At 72.1% G+C, this 17,214-nt stretch carries 15 protein-coding genes and 1 pseudogene; 5 read left to right on the forward strand and 11 right to left on the reverse strand.

The genetic code is table 11. From position 1 onward, the window contains the following. Nucleotides 1–52 precede the first annotated feature (52 nt). Genes ACWC24_RS26770 through ACWC24_RS26790 form a run of 5 tightly spaced genes read right to left on the reverse strand, consistent with a single transcriptional unit; the run spans nt 53 to nt 5,519 of the window. Complete coding sequence (locus ACWC24_RS26770) at nt 53–1,051, reverse strand: ABC transporter ATP-binding protein (protein ID WP_450665420.1); 999 nt, start codon at nt 1,049–1,051, stop codon at nt 53–55. Then, on the reverse strand, nt 1,048–1,986 hold the full coding sequence (locus ACWC24_RS26775) for an ABC transporter ATP-binding protein (protein ID WP_450665421.1): 939 nt from the start codon (nt 1,984–1,986) through the stop codon (nt 1,048–1,050). The genes ACWC24_RS26770 and ACWC24_RS26775 overlap by 4 nt, the downstream gene beginning before the upstream one ends. Next, nucleotides 1,983–2,849 (reverse strand): ABC transporter permease, encoded by an 867-nt coding sequence (locus ACWC24_RS26780; RefSeq protein WP_450665422.1) that lies wholly within the window; start codon nt 2,847–2,849, stop codon nt 1,983–1,985. Before ACWC24_RS26780 ends, ACWC24_RS26775 begins: the two co-directional genes overlap by 4 nt. Continuing rightward, nucleotides 2,846–3,952 (reverse strand): ABC transporter permease, encoded by a 1,107-nt coding sequence (locus ACWC24_RS26785; protein WP_450665423.1) that lies wholly within the window; start codon nt 3,950–3,952, stop codon nt 2,846–2,848. Before ACWC24_RS26785 ends, ACWC24_RS26780 begins: the two co-directional genes overlap by 4 nt. Continuing rightward, nucleotides 3,927–5,519: an ABC transporter substrate-binding protein gene (locus ACWC24_RS26790; protein WP_450665424.1), complete on the reverse strand. Its 1,593-nt coding sequence runs from the start codon at nt 5,517–5,519 to the stop codon at nt 3,927–3,929. The genes ACWC24_RS26785 and ACWC24_RS26790 overlap by 26 nt, the downstream gene beginning before the upstream one ends. 163 nt (nt 5,520–5,682) lie before the next feature. Here ACWC24_RS26790 and ACWC24_RS26795 point away from each other — a divergent pair, with 163 nt between their 5' ends. Together ACWC24_RS26795 and ACWC24_RS26800 are read left to right on the forward strand one after the other, a co-directional pair. Beyond that, complete coding sequence (locus tag ACWC24_RS26795; protein WP_450665425.1) at nt 5,683–6,330, forward strand: Lrp/AsnC family transcriptional regulator; 648 nt, start codon at nt 5,683–5,685, stop codon at nt 6,328–6,330. A 189-nt stretch (nt 6,331–6,519) separates the two neighbouring features. Continuing rightward, nucleotides 6,520–6,738 (forward strand): hypothetical protein, encoded by a 219-nt coding sequence (locus tag ACWC24_RS26800; RefSeq protein ID WP_450665426.1) that lies wholly within the window; start codon nt 6,520–6,522, stop codon nt 6,736–6,738. Nucleotides 6,739–6,851: 113 nt separating this feature from the next. On the opposite strand, the gene ACWC24_RS26805 is transcribed toward ACWC24_RS26800, so the two are convergent. From ACWC24_RS26805 to ACWC24_RS26815, 3 genes are read right to left on the reverse strand one after another with little or no spacing between them, the layout of a single operon-like run. Further along, a complete protein-coding gene (locus ACWC24_RS26805) occupies nt 6,852–7,433 on the reverse strand; it encodes a hydrolase (RefSeq protein ID WP_450665427.1) in 582 nt (193 codons plus the stop codon). A 5-nt stretch (nt 7,434–7,438) separates the two neighbouring features. Further along, nucleotides 7,439–8,866 (reverse strand): MFS transporter, encoded by a 1,428-nt coding sequence (locus ACWC24_RS26810; RefSeq protein ID WP_450665428.1) that lies wholly within the window; start codon nt 8,864–8,866, stop codon nt 7,439–7,441. Beyond that, nucleotides 8,863–9,342 (reverse strand): MarR family winged helix-turn-helix transcriptional regulator, encoded by a 480-nt coding sequence (locus tag ACWC24_RS26815; RefSeq protein ID WP_450665429.1) that lies wholly within the window; start codon nt 9,340–9,342, stop codon nt 8,863–8,865. Before ACWC24_RS26815 ends, ACWC24_RS26810 begins: the two co-directional genes overlap by 4 nt. A gap of 144 nt (nt 9,343–9,486) precedes the next feature. On the opposite strand from ACWC24_RS26815, the gene ACWC24_RS26820 reads away from it, so the two are divergent. Beyond that, nucleotides 9,487–9,987, forward strand: a complete 501-nt coding sequence (locus ACWC24_RS26820; RefSeq protein ID WP_450665430.1) for a metallophosphoesterase family protein — start codon at nt 9,487–9,489, stop codon at nt 9,985–9,987. 61 nt (nt 9,988–10,048) lie between these two features. Here ACWC24_RS26820 and ACWC24_RS26825 read toward each other — a convergent pair whose 3' ends face one another. Beyond that, nucleotides 10,049–11,155, reverse strand: a complete 1,107-nt coding sequence (locus ACWC24_RS26825; RefSeq protein ID WP_450665431.1) for an XdhC family protein — start codon at nt 11,153–11,155, stop codon at nt 10,049–10,051. A gap of 219 nt (nt 11,156–11,374) precedes the next feature. Between ACWC24_RS26825 and ACWC24_RS26830 the strand changes: the two genes are divergently transcribed. Together ACWC24_RS26830 and ACWC24_RS26835 are read left to right on the forward strand one after the other, a co-directional pair. Next, nucleotides 11,375–13,345, forward strand: a complete 1,971-nt coding sequence (locus tag ACWC24_RS26830; RefSeq protein WP_450665432.1) for a GTP-binding protein — start codon at nt 11,375–11,377, stop codon at nt 13,343–13,345. A gap of 126 nt (nt 13,346–13,471) precedes the next feature. Then, nucleotides 13,472–15,334 carry a cellulase family glycosylhydrolase gene (locus ACWC24_RS26835; RefSeq protein ID WP_450665433.1) on the forward strand — a complete coding sequence of 621 codons (1,863 nt, stop codon included), beginning with the start codon at nt 13,472–13,474 and terminating at the stop codon, nt 15,332–15,334. Nucleotides 15,335–15,837: 503 nt separating this feature from the next. Here ACWC24_RS26835 and ACWC24_RS26840 read toward each other — a convergent pair. After that, the gene (locus ACWC24_RS26840; protein WP_450665434.1) at nt 15,838–16,659 is read right to left on the reverse strand and encodes a hypothetical protein; all 822 of its coding nucleotides are present in this window, start codon (nt 16,657–16,659) and stop codon (nt 15,838–15,840) included. Nucleotides 16,660–16,727: 68 nt separating this feature from the next. Next, a pseudogene (locus ACWC24_RS26845) lies at nt 16,728–16,838 on the reverse strand (cold shock domain-containing protein); the annotation flags it as partial. Between the last annotated feature and the right edge of the window lie 376 nt (nt 16,839–17,214).

Consider the following 17,214-nt stretch of genomic DNA (forward strand, 5'->3'; position numbering starts at 1 on the left):
GTCGTCGCAGGCGCGACGGCCGGACAGAGGCGGCAGGCGACGTCGTCGCCGGTCAGCCGCGGCTGCTCGCGGTGGCAGCCGTCGCAGGCGCCGAAGACGCGACGGCCGAGTAGAGGCGGCAGGCGACGCCGTCGGCCAGTCGCGGTTCCTCGCGGTCGCAGCCGTCGAAGGCGAGCGGGCAGCGCGGGTGGAAGCGGCAGCCGCTCGGCGGGGCCGACGGGTCGGGTATGTCGCCGGGGAGTTCGGCGGGCAGCAGCCCGGCGCCGTCGGGCTGCGGGATGGCGGCCAACAGGGCCTGGGTGTACGGGTGGCGCGGGTTGTCCCAGACCTCGGCGGTGACCCCGGTCTCCACGATCTGCCCGAGGTACATCACCGCGATCCGGTCGGCGATGAGGCGTACGACCGACAGGTCATGGCTGATGAAGAGCAGCCCGGCACCCGACTCCACGGCCAACGACCGCATCAGCCTGGCCACGTGGAGCTGGGCGGAGGCGTCCAGCGCGGAGATCGGCTCGTCGGCGACCAGCAGCCGCGGCCGGGCGGCGAGCGCGCGGGCGATGGCGATGCGCTGCCGCTGGCCACCGGAGAACTCCTGCGGGTAGCGCAGCGCCGCGTCCGCGGGCAGACCGACCCGGGTCAGGAAGTCCTCCGGCGTGGCGCCGTCGGCGTCCTCGCCGCGCCCGGCCGCCGTACGGATGCCGTCGGCGATCTGCGCGCCCACCCGGCGGCGGGGGTTGAGCGATCCGTACGGGTCCTGGAAGACCATCTGGACGGACGTCAGCGCGGGGTCGCGGCGGCGCACGCCCAGCGGGCGCACCGGCGTGCCGTCGAAGGAGATCGAGCCCTCCTCGGACGGGGCGAGCCCGCACACCGCGCGGGCCAGCGTCGACTTGCCGCAGCCCGACTCGCCGACCAGCCCGACGACCTCCCCGGCCCGCACCTCCAGGCTGACCCCGGCGACCGCCCGGGTCGGCGGAGCCCCGGGACGGCGGTACTGGACGACCAGGTCGTCGACGCTGAGCAGGGACCCTCGGTCCGGTTGCCGGGTCATACGGTGCTCCTTCCGGGGAGCGCGTCCAGGAGCGTACGGGTGTACTCGTGGTGCGGTTCGGTGAGGACCCGGCCGCGCGGGCCGGTCTCGACGACACGGCCGTGACGCATCACGCTGACCTCGTCGGCGATCGCGGACATCACGCCCAGGTCGTGGGTGACCAGCAGCACGGCGAGGCCGAGGTCGTCGCAGAGCCCGCGCAGCAGCCGCAGCACACCGGCCTGGACGGTGACGTCGAGCGCGGTGGTCGGCTCGTCGGCGATCAGCACCTTGGGCTCGCAGGCCAGCGCGATCGCGATGGCGATGCGCTGCCGCATGCCGCCGGAGAACTGGTGCGGGTAACGCCCCAGCGCCTCCAGCGGGTTGGGGATGCGGACCTGCCCGAGCAGCTCGGCCGCCCGCGCCCGGGCCGCCTTGCGGTCCAGCTTCAGGTGGTGGCGCAGGTGATCGGTGAGCTGGCGTCCGATGGTGAGCATGGGGTGCAGGCTGGTGGACGGGTCCTGGAACATCATGCTGACCGCGCGGCCGCGCAGCGCGCCGAGCCGCCGGGGCGGCAGGGTCAGCAGATCCTCGCCCTCGAACCCGATCCGGCCGGTGGTGCGGGCGCCGGGCGGCAGCAGACCGAGCACGGCGAAGCCGGTCATGGTCTTGCCGGAGCCGCTCTCCCCGGCCAGGCCGTGGATGCGGCCGGCCTGGAGCGTGAGGTCGACACCGTGCAGGATCCGCTTGGTGCCGTCCTCGGCAGGCAGGTCGAGCGTGAGTCCGGAGATCTCCAGCACGGTGGCGTCCTGCCCGGCGGTGCCTTTCTCGACCGTGCCTTTCTCGACCGTGCCGACGACTGCCGCCGCGGTCCCGTCGTCGGCTGCCACGGTCCCGCCGGCGACCGACCCGGCGGTCCCGCCGTCGGCCTCTTCGGGAGTTTCGGTGGTGGTCACGCCACACGCTCCTTCTCCGCGCCGATGGTCCGCGCGGTGTTGGGGTCCAGCGCGTCCCGCAGCGCGTCGCCGAGGAAGTTGAAGGCCAGGACCACCGTCAGGATGGCCAGGCCCGGGAAGACGCCCATCCACCACATGTCGAACTGCTGCGTACCGGACGCGACCATCGCGCCCCACTCGGCGGTGGGCGGCTTGGCACCCAGCCCGAGGAAGGACAGCCCCGACAGCAGCAGGGTCGCGGTGCCGATGTCGAGCGTGGCGAGCACCAGCAGCGGGCCGAGGATGTTGGGCAGCACGTCCACGCGCAGCGAGTGCCAGGCGGAGAAGCCCAGCAGCCGTCCGCTCAGGACGAACTCGCGGTTGCGCAGGCCCATGACCAGCCCGCGGGTGACACGGGCGTACGAGGGCCAGGCGACCACCAGGACCGCCAGCACCGCGTTCTCCAGGCTCGCGCCCAGGGCCGCGGCGACGACCATCGCCAGGATGACGGTGGGGAAGGCGAACACCAGGTCCGCGACCCGCATCACGGTCTCGTCCACCCAGCGCCCGAAGAACCCGGCGCAGGCGCCGAGGAGTCCGCCGACCAGCAGCGACATGGCCACCAGCAGCAGCGAGAGCGGAATGGACATCCGGGCGCCGTACAGCACCCTGCTCAGTACGTCCCGGCCCAGCTCGTCGGTGCCGAACCAGTGCCCGGCGCCGGGGGAGGCCAGCCGGGGCAGGTCCTGGGCCAGCGGGTCGTGCGGGGCGAGCAGTGGCGCGGCCAGCACGACGACCAGCCAGCCCAGGGAGACCAGACCCCCGCAGACCGCGAGCGGTCTGCGCCAGGCGCGGGGCAGCCGTCGCAACAGGTTGAGTCTCACTGCACCCTCACCCTCGGGTCGATCAGGCCGTACAGCACGTCCACGGCGAGGTTCACGGTCAGGTACACGATGCCGACCACCAGTCCGACGCCCATGACGGCCGGCAGGTCGAGGGTGGTCGCGCTGCGGTAGGCGTACGCGCCCAGACCCGGCCAGGCGAAGATCGACTCCACCAGGACCGTGCCCGACAGCAGGGCGCCGAACGCCAGTCCGGCGACCGTGATGACCGGTACGAGGGCCGCCCGCAGCACGTACTGGAACAGCACCGTCCGGCCGGGCAGACCCTTGGCCCGCGCGGCCCGGACGTAGTCCTGGCCCAGCACCTCGAGGACGGCGGACCGGGTGAACCGGGTGAGCAGACCGACGGTGTACGCGGTGAGCACCAGCGCCGGGAGCATCAGGTGACCGACCGCGCTCCAGAACACCGGCCACTGGCCCGCGAGGGCGGCGTCGACCGTGTACAGGCCGGTGACGTCCGGTGGAGGCGCGAACTCCGGCGCGATGCGGCCGCTGCCCGGCGCGATGCCGAACTTGTAGAAGAAGAGGTAGAAGGCGAGCAGCGCCAGCCAGAAGGTCGGCACCGACACCCCCAGCAGGCTGACCACCCGCAGGACCTGGTCGGTGAACCGGTCCCGGCGCAGGGCCGCGACGACGCCGAAGGCCACGCCCACGACCAGCGAGACGACGATCGCGGCGCCGGCCAGTTCGAGGGTGGCCGGGACGGCGGTGCCAAGGTCCGTCAGCACCGGCTGGTGGCTCTGCTGGGACTCGCCCAGGTCACCGTGGAGGAGGTTGCCGAGGTAGGTCGCGTACTGGACCGGCAATGGCTTGTCGAGGCCGTGCTGGTGCCGGAACCGGGCGACGATCGCCGGGTCGCCGATCGCCCGCTGGCCCAGGTTGGCGGCCGCGGGGTCGCCCGGGACGAGGTTGGTGAGGACGAACGTCACCAGGGTCACCCCGAGCGCCAGCAGTGCGGCGGTCAGGGTCCGGCGGAGCAGGAAACGGGCCAGCGGGTGGCGCCGGAGCAGACCGGCGCGGGCCCCGCGGGCGGGCGGCCGCAGCCGCCCGCCCGCTGCCTCACTTGCTTCCGAGCGCGGCGACATCGATCGTCCACACGGGGTTGTAAGCGATGCCGGTGACCGACGCGGCGGAGACCGTGTTCCGGCTGGGCTGCATCAGCGGGATGAAGGGACCGCCGGCGTTCAGCCTGGTCTGGATCTCCTCGTACTGCGTCTTGCGGGTGTCGTCGCCGATCGTGGTGGCGGCCTTCTCGCCGAGGGCCGTCAGCTCGTTGTCGGCGCCGGCCTTCCAGCCCGCCCGCAGGCCGACCAGGTTGCCGGGCAGGAAGACCAGGTAGTCGCTGGGGTCCGGGTAGTCCGGGCCCCAGTACCAAAGGCCCGCCTGCTCCTTGCCGTTGCGGTAGTTGTCCAGCTCGGTGGTGGTCGGCGCGGGGGCGAGGGTCACGTCGATGCCGACCTCCTTCAGCTGCGCCTGGATCCGCTCGGCCAGCGTCTGGAGCGACAGGCCGTCCACGGTCAGGTCGCTGGGGTAGCCGAGGGTCACCGAGGGCTTCGCGATCCCGCTGGCCTTCAGCGCCGCCTTGGCCCCGGCCACGTCACGGCCGGCGGCCTGCGAGGAGGGCAGCGCCCCGAGGAAGTTGGACGGGATGACTCCGGCGGGCTGGACCGAGCCGGCGCCGCCGAGCGTGAGAAGACCCTTGTAGTCGATGCCCTTGCGCACCGCCTCCACGAACTTGGCGTTCGCGGTCACGCTGCTGACCTTGGTGTCCTGGTTGAGCAGCAGGAAGATCACGTCCGAGGACGCGCCGCTGCTCACCTTCAGTCCGCCGGCCAGCCCCTTGACCTGGTCGGAGGTCAGGTCGAGGGCCACCTGGCTGTCGCCGCGCTGCACGTTGAGCTTCTGGGTGGGCGCCTGGACGTTACGGATGACGACCTTGTCGTACGTGGGCTTGGCGGAGCCGTTGTACTTGGGGTTCTTCGTCAGGACGACCTGGGTGTTGGTGTTGAAGGAGGACAGCGTGTACGGGCCCGAGCCGGCCGACGCGCTGTTGAGGTACTTCTCCGCCGCGTCGGACGCGGTCGCGGAGCCCCCATGGGCCTGGACCGCCTTCGCGTTCACGATGCCGAGCGCCGGGTTGGGCAGGATGAAGGGCAGCGCCGGGTTCGACTTCGCCGAGACGAGGGTGACGGTGGAGGCGTCCGTCTTGGTCACCGTGACGCCGTCGAGCAGGAACGACGGGTTGCCCTTGAGCGCGATCACGCGGTTGAGCGAGAACACCACGTCGTCCGCGGTGACCGCGCTGCCGTCCGAGAACTTCGCGCCGGCCCGCAGGTGCAGGGTGAGCGTCTTTCCGTCCGCGGACTGCTCGTAGGAGGAGGCCAGCCCCGGTATCGGCTTCGTGACATCGTTGCCTTCGAAGGAGAGCAGCGTCTCGTAGAGCGCCTTGTCCACGATCTGCCCGGTCGGCTCGAACTCACGGCCCGGGTCCGCGGTCTTCAGGTTGAACGAGGTGTCGACCACCAGCGTCTTCCCGCCACCGGACGACGATCCCGTCGCGCTCCCGGCGCCGGAGCAGGCGGTGAGGGCGAGTGCCGCGACGGCGACGAGCGAGAGCGCCGCCGGGTACGACCCGGTGCTGAATCTGGACATGCGAGCCTCCGGAAACAGGGCAAAGAGGAAGGAAGTTGTGACGTGCGTCAATGGCTGCTGGGCGGAGTCCCTGGACGTTTCACCGCTAGGGTTGGGTGAAACTAACCAGCGTTTTCGGCCACTGGGGCGAGCGCGAGACGAAAATCAGCAGAACGGCGCGATCATGAAAGATCTGTCCACCTCGGACGTGTCGGGTGAGCGGCGGTCTGGACGGATCGGCATCGGGCTCGCCCTCGACGCGGTGCATTTCAAGATCCTTGACGTCCTGCGTTCGCATGGACGCCTCTCCATGGCCGCCCTCGCCGAGCGCGTCGGCGTCTCCCGCGCGAACGCGTACACCCGCGTCGAAGCCCTGCGCGCGGACGGGGTGATCAGCGGGTTCAGCGCCCGCGTCGACTACTCCCGGGTCGGCCTGGAGATCTGCGCGCTGATCTTCGTCACCGTGCGCCAGGATCTGTGGAAGCAGTTCCGTGCAGCGCTGGCCCAGATGCCCGAGGTGGAGTACTGCGCCGTCACCACGGGTGAGCACGACGCCATGATCCAGATCCGGGTGGCCGACGTCGCCGCCGTGCACCGGGTGGTCACCGACAAGCTGTCCAACATCCCCGCGGTGCGCGCCACCGAGACCGTCATCGTCCTGGACGAGGTGCTCCGCCGCCCCTACGTGCTGCCCCCTGCCTCCCACGGCGCCGAACAGCTTTCCGTACCCGCTCAGGGTGCTCCCGGCGCGAGCCAGTTCGGCATGACCCGCTTCATTCGCGCGGCCGACGGCCGCCCCGGCCTCCGGGGCGACGCCGACCAGGAGGAGTGACCGGCCGCCGGTGGCGGCGCGCACCCGGTGCCTGCCGGTGACGACGCGCACCCGGAGACCGGGGCCCGCTCCTGGCTGCTCCTGTACGCGAATGGGTGTTTGGTCCCGGTACGGTCGGGCACTCGGCCGGGTGCGGAGGACGGGTGAAGGCCGTCCCCGGGACTGTCGTCAGAAGGAATGTGAAGTGTCGTGACCTCGCACACCGCCATGGACACCCCGAACAGCACGGACATCGCGAGCACCATGGAGAACGCAGCGGGCCGCCCCTCCGAGACGGGCTGGGCGAGGGCCCGGCGGCTGCGGGACCAGCCGGTGATGCGTACGTGCGTCCCGGCCGTCGAGGACCTCGGAGGTGCTGCCGTACGGCAGCCGGGCCCGGACGGGAACATCGTCAGGGGCGAGGACTAGAAACCGCAGGCCGGGTGGGGGAGCCGGGGGTCTGCCGCCCCCGGCGGGCCCCCGGTGTGTGCCCTGCGCGGGCAGGACCCGGCTCCGGAGGCCGGCCGGCCTCCCGGGCGGGTTCAGCGAGTCTTGGCCAGGAGGTCGAGGACCTCGGCCGTCGTGCCCGTCTCGCCGAGCCGGGGGAAGATCCGCGTGACGCTGCCGCGGTGGGACTCGGGGTCCATGTCGCTCATCGCGTCGGTGACGAGGGTGACGTGGTAGCCGTGCTCGTGGGCGGCGCGGGCGGTGGACTCGACGCCGATGCTGGTGGCGATGCCGGTCAGCACGATCTGGGTGACCCCGCGGCGGCGCAGCTGCACATCGAGGTCGGTGCCGTGGAAGGCGCCCCAGTTGTGCTTGGTGACGGTGATGTCGCCGGGGTGTCCGGCCAGCTCCGGGACGATCACGTCCCAGCCCTCCGGCCGGGTGCCGCCGGGCCGCCCGGCCTCGGTGCGGCCCGGGACGAGGTCCGCGCCGTCGGCGGCGAAGGACACCCGCACCAGGACGACGGGCAGGTCCTGTGCGCGGAAGGCGTCGGCGAGCTCCACCGTGCGGGCGACGACCTCGGCGCCGCCGTACGGCTGCGTGGGCGCGGCGACGATGCCCGCCTGGAGGTCGATGACGACGAGGGCGGTGCGCGGGTCGAGGGCGGTGAGTGCCATGAGGATCAGACCTTTCGGGTGTTTCCGGTGTCGCGGGTGCCGCGGGGTGTGAGGGTGCTCAGCGAGCGGTCGGCCAGGGTGGCCACCAGCAGCAGCGCGGACCCGCAGAGCATGAACAGGGCCAGATCGTGCAGCCCGGCGGTGTCGGCGCGGTGGGGGAAGAAGGCCGCGTCGGCGGCGGAGGCGGCCAGCGCGCCGAGGTACATGAAGGTGCGCAGCAGCCCGGCGGCGGACGCGATCCGGGCGGGCTCGGCCTGCCGGTACAGGGCGGTCTGGTTGGCGAGCCCGATCAGCCCCTGCGGTACGCCCATCACGGCGCCCGTCAGCAGCAGGACCCACAGCGCGCTGCCGGAACCCACCAGCAGCAGCGCCGCGCACCCGGTGATCTGCACGAGCGAACCCGCCACCAGCTTGCTCCGTACGGCCTCGCGGCGGCCGGTCAGGGTGGAGACGACGAGCGCGCTCGCCGACAGCGGCAGCAGCACCAGCCCCGCGGTGGACGTGGTCAGGCCGCGCCCCTCCTCCAGCCACAGGGTGAAGCCGTACAGATAGGCGTACGACGTCGTGTAGCCGAGGAACTGGCGCAGATAGGTGGCGATCAGCGGCAGGTTGCCGCCGAGGACGCGGACGTCGACGAACGGATCCGGCACCCGCAGCTCCCGGGCCACGAAGGCGACGGCGGTGACGGCGGCGATCACCGGCAGGTACCAGTGGTCCGGGCGCGGGCCCATCAGGAACAGCATCAACGCGATCAGCGTGACGGCGAACAGGGCCATGCCGGGCGGGTCTACGCCGGGGCGGTCGCCGGCCGGGCGCCGGGTCCGCGGCAGCCGCCGCGCGCCGAGCACCAGACAGGCGGCCGCCAGCGGCACGTTGACGGTGAAGACGGCCCGCCAGCCGTCCAGGCCGATCAGGATCCCGCCGAGGGTGGGACCGACGACGGCGACCGTCTGCGCGGCGACGGCCAGCGCGGTCAGTACCCCGGCCGGACTGTCCCGCCCGGTGCGTTCGGCCTCGCTGCGGGTGAGCTGCATGGCCGCCGGATACGCGGCCGACGTCCCGAACCCCAGCAGTACCCGGGCGGCGATCAGTGTGCCCAGGGTCGGCGCGAGGGCGCCGAGCAGGCCGGCGACCCCGACCAGGCCGGTCCCGGCGAGGTAGAGGCGCCGCGGCCCGTACATGTCGACGAGCCGTCCGATGACCGGCTGCCCGACGGCCGTGGCCAGATAGAGCGCCGACACCAGCCACACGGTCCGCGACGGAGGGGCCCCGAAGGCGATCCCGATCGGCACGAGTGCGACCGCGATCATCGAGGAGTTGATCGGGTTGAGTACGGAGCCCAGCACCATCGGGGCGATCAGCCGCCGGTCGAAGGTGTCGGGGGCGGGACCGGCCGCCGTGGCCGGGCCGCGCCGGGAGAGCCGCGGTATCACTGCTCGGTGAGCCGGTCCATCAGGGCGAACGCCGCCAGGACCGTGCGTCGCTCGTCCTCCGTGAACCGGTCCTCGAACGCGCGGGCCAGCCACTCGGCCCGGACCCGCCGGTTGCCCTCGACCCGCTCGCGCCCCGCGTCGGTCAGCGTGACCAGCTGGCGGCGGCCGTCGTCGGGGTCGGGGTTGCGCCGGATCAGACCGTGCCGGTCCAGCGCGGCGAGCGTGGTCGCCATCGACTGCGGCCGGACCCCCTCGGCGGCCGCCAGCGCGCTCGCCGTCGCGGCCCCGTGCTTGCCGACCAGGGTGAGCGCGGACTCCTGCGAGGGTGTGAGCTCCTCGTCCTCGGCGACCTCCCGGATCCGCCGGCGCAGCCGGCTGAACACCACCCGCAGATCGCGTGCGGCGCGGGCGGCGGACTCGGACACGCCGTCGGGCGGTCCGGACACCTCGGCGACTTCCGGAATGGGCTGCTCCATGGGGCCACCGTAAAACTTGCCGACGCAAACTGTCCAGTTTCAACTGAACAGTTTTATCTGTAGATCTCCTGTGAACGGTCCGTGGCCCGCCCGCAGCCCGTCCGCAGCGGGGCCGGGGACCGGCCGCCGCCGTACGCTGAACCCGTGCGCCTGCTGCTGACCGCCGACACCCACCTCCCCCGGCGCGCCAAGGAACTGTCCGCGACGCTCCTCGCCGAACTCCCTCGCGCCGATGTCGTCCTGCACGCCGGGGACTGGGTCGACACGGACACCCTCGACCTGCTGGAGAGCCGCAGCCGCGCGGTCGTCGGGGTCTACGGCAACAACGACGGCCCGGACCTGCGCGCCCGCCTCCCCGAGGTGGCGTACGCCGAACTTGGCGGCCTGCGCTTCGGCGTCGTCCACGAGACGGGTCCCGCCCAGGGCCGGGAGGCCCGCTGCGCCGCCCGCTTCCCCGACCTCGACGTCCTGGTCTTCGGGCACAGCCACATCCCCTGGGACACCACCGCCCCCGGCGGACTGCGCCTGCTCAACCCCGGATCACCGACCGATCGCAGGCGCCAGCCCCACTGCACGTACATGACCGCCACCGTGGCCGACGGCGTCCTCACCGACGTGGTCCTGCACCGGCTGCCACCGCGCTGACGCCGTACGCGGCGACCGTGTGCACCCGGGACCGGACACCCGCGCCCCGGTCCGTACGCACTCACCGCGACGCGCGCGGGTGGACGGCGCCGCGCGTCGCCGTCAGCGGAGCGCCGCTGCCGCCCCAGCGCACCGCGACGATCTCGGCGGCGACCGACACCGCCACCTCCTCGGGGGTACGGGCCCCGAGGTCGAGCCCGACCGGTGAGCGCAGCCGGGACAGTTCGCGCGGGCCGAGCCCGGCCTCGACCAGCCGCCGCGTCCGCTCGTCGTGCGTACGGCGACTGCCCATCGCCCCGATGTACGCGGCCGGCCGGCGCAGCGCCTCCTGGAGCAGCGGCACGTCGAACTTCGGGTCGTGGGTCAGGACGCACACCACCGTGCGCTCGTCGGTGTCGGTGTCCCGCAGATAGCGGTGCGGCCAGTCCACGACCACCTCGACGCCCGCGGGGAACCGCTTCGGGGTGGTGAAGACCGGGCGGGCGTCGCACACCGTGACCCGGTAGCCGAGGAAGTCGCCGATCCGTGCGACGGCGGCCGCGTAGTCGATCGCCCCGAACACCAGCATGCGCGGCGGCGGCGCGAAGGAGTGCAGGAACACGCGGACGGCGTCCTCGCGCCGCTCCCCGTGCGGCCCGTAGTGCCGTACGCCCGTCGCGCCGAGCGCGAGACCGCCGCGCGCGTCGGCGGTGACCGCCACGTCCAGACCCGGCGTGCCCAGCGTGCCGAGGGCCCGGTCGGGCCAGACGGAGAGGACGGCGCCGAGCGGCGCGGGCCCGCCGGTCACCGTCGCCACGGTCACCGGCCGGCCGGCCGCCACCGAACCGGCGACCTCGCCGAAGGCCGGGTCGAGCGCGGGGGAGACCGGCCGCACCAGCACGGTCAGTTCACCACCGCAGGTCAGCCCGGCGGCGAAGGCGTCCTTCTCGTCGTAGCCGAAGGTCTCCAGGCGGGCCCGGCCGCCGGCCACCACCTCCCGCGCGAGTTCGAACACCGCGCCCTCCACACAGCCGCCCGACACGCTGCCCACGACCTCGTCGTCGGGCCCCACGGCCATGGCGGCGCCGGGATCGCGCGGCGCGCTGCGGCTGACCGCGACCACGACGGCGAGACCGAACGGGACACCGGCCGCGTACCAGCCGCTCAGCGCCGGGAAAATGTCACGCATCGTCGCCCCTCTCGCCACCGCGGTCAGCGTCGCATCCGGTCCGGTGCCGTCGACGCACCGCCACGCGGCCGCCGCCGGGCGTTAATCCGTTGCCGTGCCGCCCGCGACTCTGCTGCACTGAGAGTGACCAGCCCCCCACGGATCGAGGAGCACCGATGCGCGCACCGTTCATGTCCACCCCGGAAGGAACGACCCACTCTTCGAAGGACATGACGCTTCGTGCACCTGCTCAACCTCGGAATCCTCGCGCACGTCGACGCGGGTAAGACCAGTCTGACCGAACGGCTGCTGCACACGGCCGGGGTCATCGACGAGATCGGCAGTGTCGACGCCGGCAGCACCCGCACCGACACGCTCGCGCTGGAGCGGCAGCGCGGTATCACCATCAGATCGGCGGTCGTCTCCTTCCCGGTCGACGACGTGACCGTCAACCTGATCGACACCCCGGGCCACCCCGACTTCATCGCCGAGGTGGAACGCGTCCTGGGGGTCCTCGACGGGGCCGTGCTGGTGGTCTCGGCCGTCGAGGGCGTCCAGGCGCAGACCCGGGTCCTCATGCGGACGCTGCGCCGGCTGCGCATCCCCACGCTGATCTTCGTCAACAAGATCGACCGTCGTGGCGCCCGTGACGCGGACGTACTGCGCGCGCTGTCCGAGCGCCTCGCGGCGGCGGTCGTCCCCATGGGGCGGCCCACCGGGCTCGGCACCCGCGAGGCGGCGTTCACGCCCGGCTTCGGCCCCGACGCCCTCGAAGTGCTCGCCGACCACGACGACGCCCTGCTCGCCGCCTATGTCGAGGGAGCGGTCGGCCACGACCTGCTGCACGCGGCCCTGGTCGCCGGGACCTGGCAGGCCGAGGTGCACCCGGTGTACTTCGGCTCGGCGACGACCGGCGCGGGCGTGCCGGAGCTGGTCCGCGGGATCAGGGACCTGCTGCCCACCGCCTGCGGCGACCCCGAAGGCCCTGTCTCCGGCACCGTCTTCAAGGTCGAGCGGGGTGCGGCGGGGGAGAAGGTCGCCTTCGCCCGGATGTTCTCCGGCACCCTGCGCGTGCGCGACCGGATCGCCTTCGGCGAGGGCGGCCGGGACGGCAGGATCACCGGGATCGGTGTCTTCGGCCACGGCACGGACACCCCGTCCGGCGCCGTCGCCGCGGGCCGGATCGCCCGGCTGTGGGGGCTGGCCGACGTCAGGATCGGCGACCCGATCGGCGTACCCCGCAAGCCGTGCGGGCACTTCTTCGCGCCGCCGACCCTCGAGACCGTCGTCGTACCGGGGCGGGGCACGGACACCGGGGCGCTGCACACGGCGCTCACCGAGCTGGCCGAGCAGGACCCGCTGATCGACCTGCGGTACGACGAATCGCGCCGGGAGATCTCGGTGTCCCTGTACGGAGAGGTGCAGAAGGAGGTCGTCCAGGCGACCCTCGCCGACGAGTACGGGCTCGACGTCGCCTTCCGCGGGACGACACCGCTGTGTGTCGAGCGGCCGGCCGGGACGGGCGAGGCCGTCGAGTTCAACAAGAAGGACCCCAACCCGTTCCTGGCGACCGTCGGGCTGCGGGTCGAACGGGCCCCGGTCGGCGCGGGCGTCTCCTTCGGGCTGGAGGTCGAGCTGGGCGCGATGCCGTACGCCTTCTTCAAGGCGGTCGAGGACACCGTGCGCGAGACCCTCGGCCAGGGCCTGCACGGCTGGCAGGTCACGGACTGCGCGGTCGCCATGACCCACTGCGGCTACTCGCCCCGGCAGAGCCATGCCCACCAGCGCTTCGACAAGAGCATGTCGAGCACCGGCGCGGACTTCCGCGGGCTGACCCCGCTGGTGCTCGTCGAGGCGCTGCGCCGGGCGGGCACCCGGGTGCACGAGCCGATGCACGGGTTCCGCCTGGACGTCCCGGTGGACACCCTGGGCGCCCTGCTGCCGGTGCTGGCCGCCCTGCGGGCCGTACCGCGGACGGCCGACACGCGCGGCGAGGTCTGCGTGCTGGAGGGGGTGGTACCGGCCGCCGAGGTGCACGCCCTGGAGCAGCGGCTGCCCGGACTGACCCGTGGCGAGGGCGAGTTCGAGAGCGCCTTCGACCACTACGCGCCGGTCGCGCGCGGGCCGGTCCCCGAACGGGCCCGCACCGACCACAACCCGCTGAACCGGAAGGAGTACCTGTTGCAGGTGACGCGCCGAGTCGGCGGATGAGGCGTCCGCGGGGGAGGGGCGGGCCGGGCGCGGCGGCAGCGGTGGCCGAGAGCCATCGGGGCGGCGAGGGGCGAACTTACTCCGGAGTCAGTGGTGTTGACTGTTAAAGGACATCCCCGGAATGTAATGAACATGCCGAATATCCGGGCGCGTCTGCTCGTGGTTCTGGTTGTCCTCTGCGGATTCCTGACGGTGGCGGGCTCCCTGTCCGCCACCGCCGCCACCACCGTCCCCGACTCCCTCTGGTTCGACGGCACGTCCCTCACCGTGTCGAACGGCAGGTTCACCGACAGCCTCGGCCGTGAGGTCGTGCTGCGCGGCTACAACGTCTCCGGCGAGACCAAACTGGAGGAGAACGGCGGCCTCCCCTTCGCCTCGGTCGCCGACGCGAAGAAGTCCGCGACCGCGCTGCGCGCCCTGGGCGGCGGCAACTCGGTCCGCTTCCTGCTCTCCTGGGCGCACGCCGAGCCGGCCCGAGGCCAGGTCGACACCGCCTACCTGGCCGCGGTGACGGACCAGCTGCGCGCCTTCCTCGACGCGGGCATCCGCGTCTACCCCGACTTCCACCAGGACCTCTACTCCCGCTACCTCTTCGACGACGACAGCTGGTACACCGGCGACGGCGCCCCCGAGTGGGCCGTGGACGCGGGTTCCTATCCGGACGAGTCCTGCGGGATCTGCCTCTTCTGGGGCCAGAACATCACCCAGAACGGCGCGGTCAAGGCCGCGTCGTACGACTTCTGGCACAACGCCTACGGCCTCCAGGACGCCTTCCTGGCCACCGCCCAGCAGACCATGGCCTACCTCGGACAGCACCTGAACGCCGAGGAGTTCGCGGGAGTCGTCGGCTTCGACCCCTTCAACGAGCCGTACGCGGGCACCTACGACTCCGGCCAGACCAGCCGCACCTGGGAGCGGGACGTCCTGTGGCCGTTCTACGTGAAGTTCCGCGCCCGGATGGACGCGGCCGGCTGGCAGGACAAGCCCGCCCTCGTCGAGCCGAACCTCTTCTGGAACTCCAACATCGACTCCCAGAAGCAGACCGGCGGTCTCCTCGACGCGGGCACGCTCGGCTCCCGCTACGTCTTCAACACCCACTTCTACGACCAGAAGGCGATCTCCGGGATCCTGATGTGGGGCAAGGCGGCCGACGGGCAGTACGCGACCGACTTCGGCACGGTCCGCGACCGTGCGGCGGCCGCCGGTACGACGGCCGTGGTCAGCGAGTTCGGCCACCCGCTGTCGGGCACGGTGGCGGACAAGGCGCCGACCGTCCTCAAGGCGGTGTACCAGGCCCTCGACTCCCGGGTGAAGGGCGCGAGCTGGTGGTCGGGCCCGGCCGCCTCGGGCCCGGTGCTGTCCGGCTCCCAGTGGCAGTGGGACCTCTACAGCGGCCGTCATCACGAGCTGATGAACGGCAACTCCGGCAAGGTGCTCACCACCGGCGACGCCTGGAACGACGAGGACCTGTCCGCCGTACGCCTCGACGACTCGGGCACGGCGGTCCTGCGCCAGGACGCCCGGCTCCTCGACCGCCTCTACCCGAGCGCCACTTCGGGCACGACGGTCGCCTTCACCTACGAGGACCGCTCCCGCGACGGCTCGACCACGCTGACCTGGAACCCGGTACCGTCCTCGCTGCCGAACGTGGCGCAGTTGGTCGGCTCCGGCCAGTACGGGCTGCTGGTGTGGCGCTCCGCGGGCGGCTCGGCGCCGACCGAACTGCATCTGCCGGCGTCGTTCCCGACGGCGTCCACCACGGTGGTCTCCGACCTCGGCACCGCCTACGGCCCGCCCGCGTACACCCAGACCACCCCGGTCGCCGTGGCCGCCGAACCGGGCGGCACCGCAACCCGCCGCCTCCTCCTCACCGCATCGGACACAGGCGTCCTGCACTACGCCCTGGTGACCAACGGGGCGACCTCTCCCTCCGCGGCCCTCCTGGCCGCGGCCCGCACCGAACTCACGGCGTGGGCGGGCCGGATCTGACGCGCGGATCCGGAGTCTGCTTCAGCCCCGTGAACAACAGCTGTTCAGGACCTTGTCCGTGTTGATCGGGGCGCACCTTGTCCACGTGGTCGTTCCCGTCCCTGTGAAGCCGGGACGGGAACGACCTGCCCCCGAGGTGCTGCGGCGAGCGCTCCGCTCGTGCGTGCTGCCGATACCTCGTAGAGAACGGGAGCGGCCGGAGGAGAGCGCCGCCGCGGGGGTGCTGGGTCGACCCGCCACGTACCGCGGGGCCATGCCGATGTGGAGCGGGCGCTCGGCGTCCAGGGTCACGCCCGCTGGAGTGGCCGTCGGTACACCACTCCAGTGGGCGTGACCCCGATCGGACACGGGTTCGGAGGTCGCTGCGACTTCCTGCGCATGCGTCGATCGGAGACGGACGATGCTCCTGCGCGCAGGTGCCGATCCGCGGATGTGCCGCAGCTTGGCGGGCCCCAGCGCGACTGCTTGAACCGTCCCCGACAGCCGCGGAGTCACTGGCGACGTCAAATGGAGACGGCAGAGGTAACCGACGTACCGTCCCCAAGGAGGAGTTGGAGCAGGGCAGCGTCGTGGCGACGCAGCCAGTAGGACTCAGTGCCGAGATCCACAGCTACGGTGAACCCCATCCGGGCCTGGGCGGCATTCTGCTGCTGGCGCTCCCGAATTGCGGCCACCGGGCCCTGGAGGTTGATCGGCTGGTCAGTACCGTTCTTCCCGCGCTTGCGCCAGGCCAGCCGGACCTCGCCGTTCGAAGACTGATGCAGGAGCACGTGGCCGAGGGTCTGACTGCCGTCGCGCAGGCCGTACGAGACCATGCTGAGCCGCACTCCTCGTCGAAGCCTCGCAGCGTCGGCCTCGACAGTGCGGGAGGGTCCCAGCCCAAGGCGGGCGGTCAACTTTGCGGCCCAGCCACGGTACAAGGCGCAGGTCGCCTGCGCCCCCTGCGGAGCCGGGAGGAAGGAGGCCGGAAGCAACGCCCGGATCAACGGCTCAAGAACAAAAAAGAAGATCACCAGGCCCAGCAGACCGAGCGGCATCCCGCCCAACGCCTGGCCGGAGAAAAACAGGCCGAGGCCGATGGCGATCGTGGTCAAGAGGTGTATCTGAAGACGGACGTTCACGGTTCCCCCCGGTGCGCTTCCTGTTCCAGGAAGATGAACCGGCAGGCTACCTGACGACAGGATGGTGGCCGCGCCCGATGCCCCCATCTCCAGCGGGCTCACCTCGGCCGGATCCACCACCGGCAGCAGTCCCGACGGCCAGCCTCGGCGTGACACCCGCTGTAGGAGTTCGATCGACGGGGCATTACTGCATGCCGTGGTCATGGGCGCGGTGGTGCAGCGGACCGCTGGGGACCGTGGTCGTGTGCCGCCGTTGATGTCAGGCGTGGATGTCAGGCGGGCCGAGGTGCGATGCTCACGGCGCGGTAGTCGTACCCGTCCTGCTTGAAGCCAGGGGCTTCCCATGTGAGGTCGACCTGCTGTCCGGGCGACAGCGTGCGGAACACGCTGTTGTGTCGTCGACCATCGGAGCTCGCGGGGGGTGGTGGCGCGGGCACGGCAGTGGGGAGCCGGATGCCGGCCACGGACCCAGGCATGGTTCACCTGCGGAGTGACGCAGATCACTCAAGATTCCGGGGCGAGGACTGCCGGTCAGTGGCGCTGCGGCGCCTGAGAGGGGACAGGCTCGACAATCATCTGCCGGAGGCACCACCCATGACGTCCGAAGCTCCCGAAGAACAGCAGGCGCTGGAAGCGACAGTACTGTCTGTGACCGTGCCGCCCTCAGGATCGCGTCCCGTGGAGTGGTGTAGCCGTGTAGGGGTCCGGAATGCGCGGGTGTCTGCCGGGGGCGCACATCCGTCAGAGGTGCATGCTCCC

Source organism: Streptomyces sp. NPDC001443 (genome assembly GCF_053597355.1).

Coding starts and splice junctions, on each gene's coding strand:
- ACWC24_RS26840 (WP_450665434.1), bottom strand. CDS start 16,659: ATGACCACGGCATGCAGTAATGCCCCGTCGATCGAACTCCTACAGCGG.
- ACWC24_RS26815 (WP_450665429.1), bottom strand. CDS start 9,342: ATGGAGCAGCCCATTCCGGAAGTCGCCGAGGTGTCCGGACCGCCCGAC.
- ACWC24_RS26835 (WP_450665433.1), top strand. CDS start 13,472: ATGAACATGCCGAATATCCGGGCGCGTCTGCTCGTGGTTCTGGTTGTC.
- ACWC24_RS26805 (WP_450665427.1), bottom strand. CDS start 7,433: ATGGCACTCACCGCCCTCGACCCGCGCACCGCCCTCGTCGTCATCGAC.
- ACWC24_RS26795 (WP_450665425.1), top strand. CDS start 5,683: ATGAAAGATCTGTCCACCTCGGACGTGTCGGGTGAGCGGCGGTCTGGA.
- ACWC24_RS26785 (WP_450665423.1), bottom strand. CDS start 3,952: ATGTCGCCGCGCTCGGAAGCAAGTGAGGCAGCGGGCGGGCGGCTGCGG.
- ACWC24_RS26790 (WP_450665424.1), bottom strand. CDS start 5,519: ATGTCCAGATTCAGCACCGGGTCGTACCCGGCGGCGCTCTCGCTCGTC.
- ACWC24_RS26770 (WP_450665420.1), bottom strand. CDS start 1,051: ATGACCCGGCAACCGGACCGAGGGTCCCTGCTCAGCGTCGACGACCTG.
- ACWC24_RS26825 (WP_450665431.1), bottom strand. CDS start 11,155: ATGCGTGACATTTTCCCGGCGCTGAGCGGCTGGTACGCGGCCGGTGTC.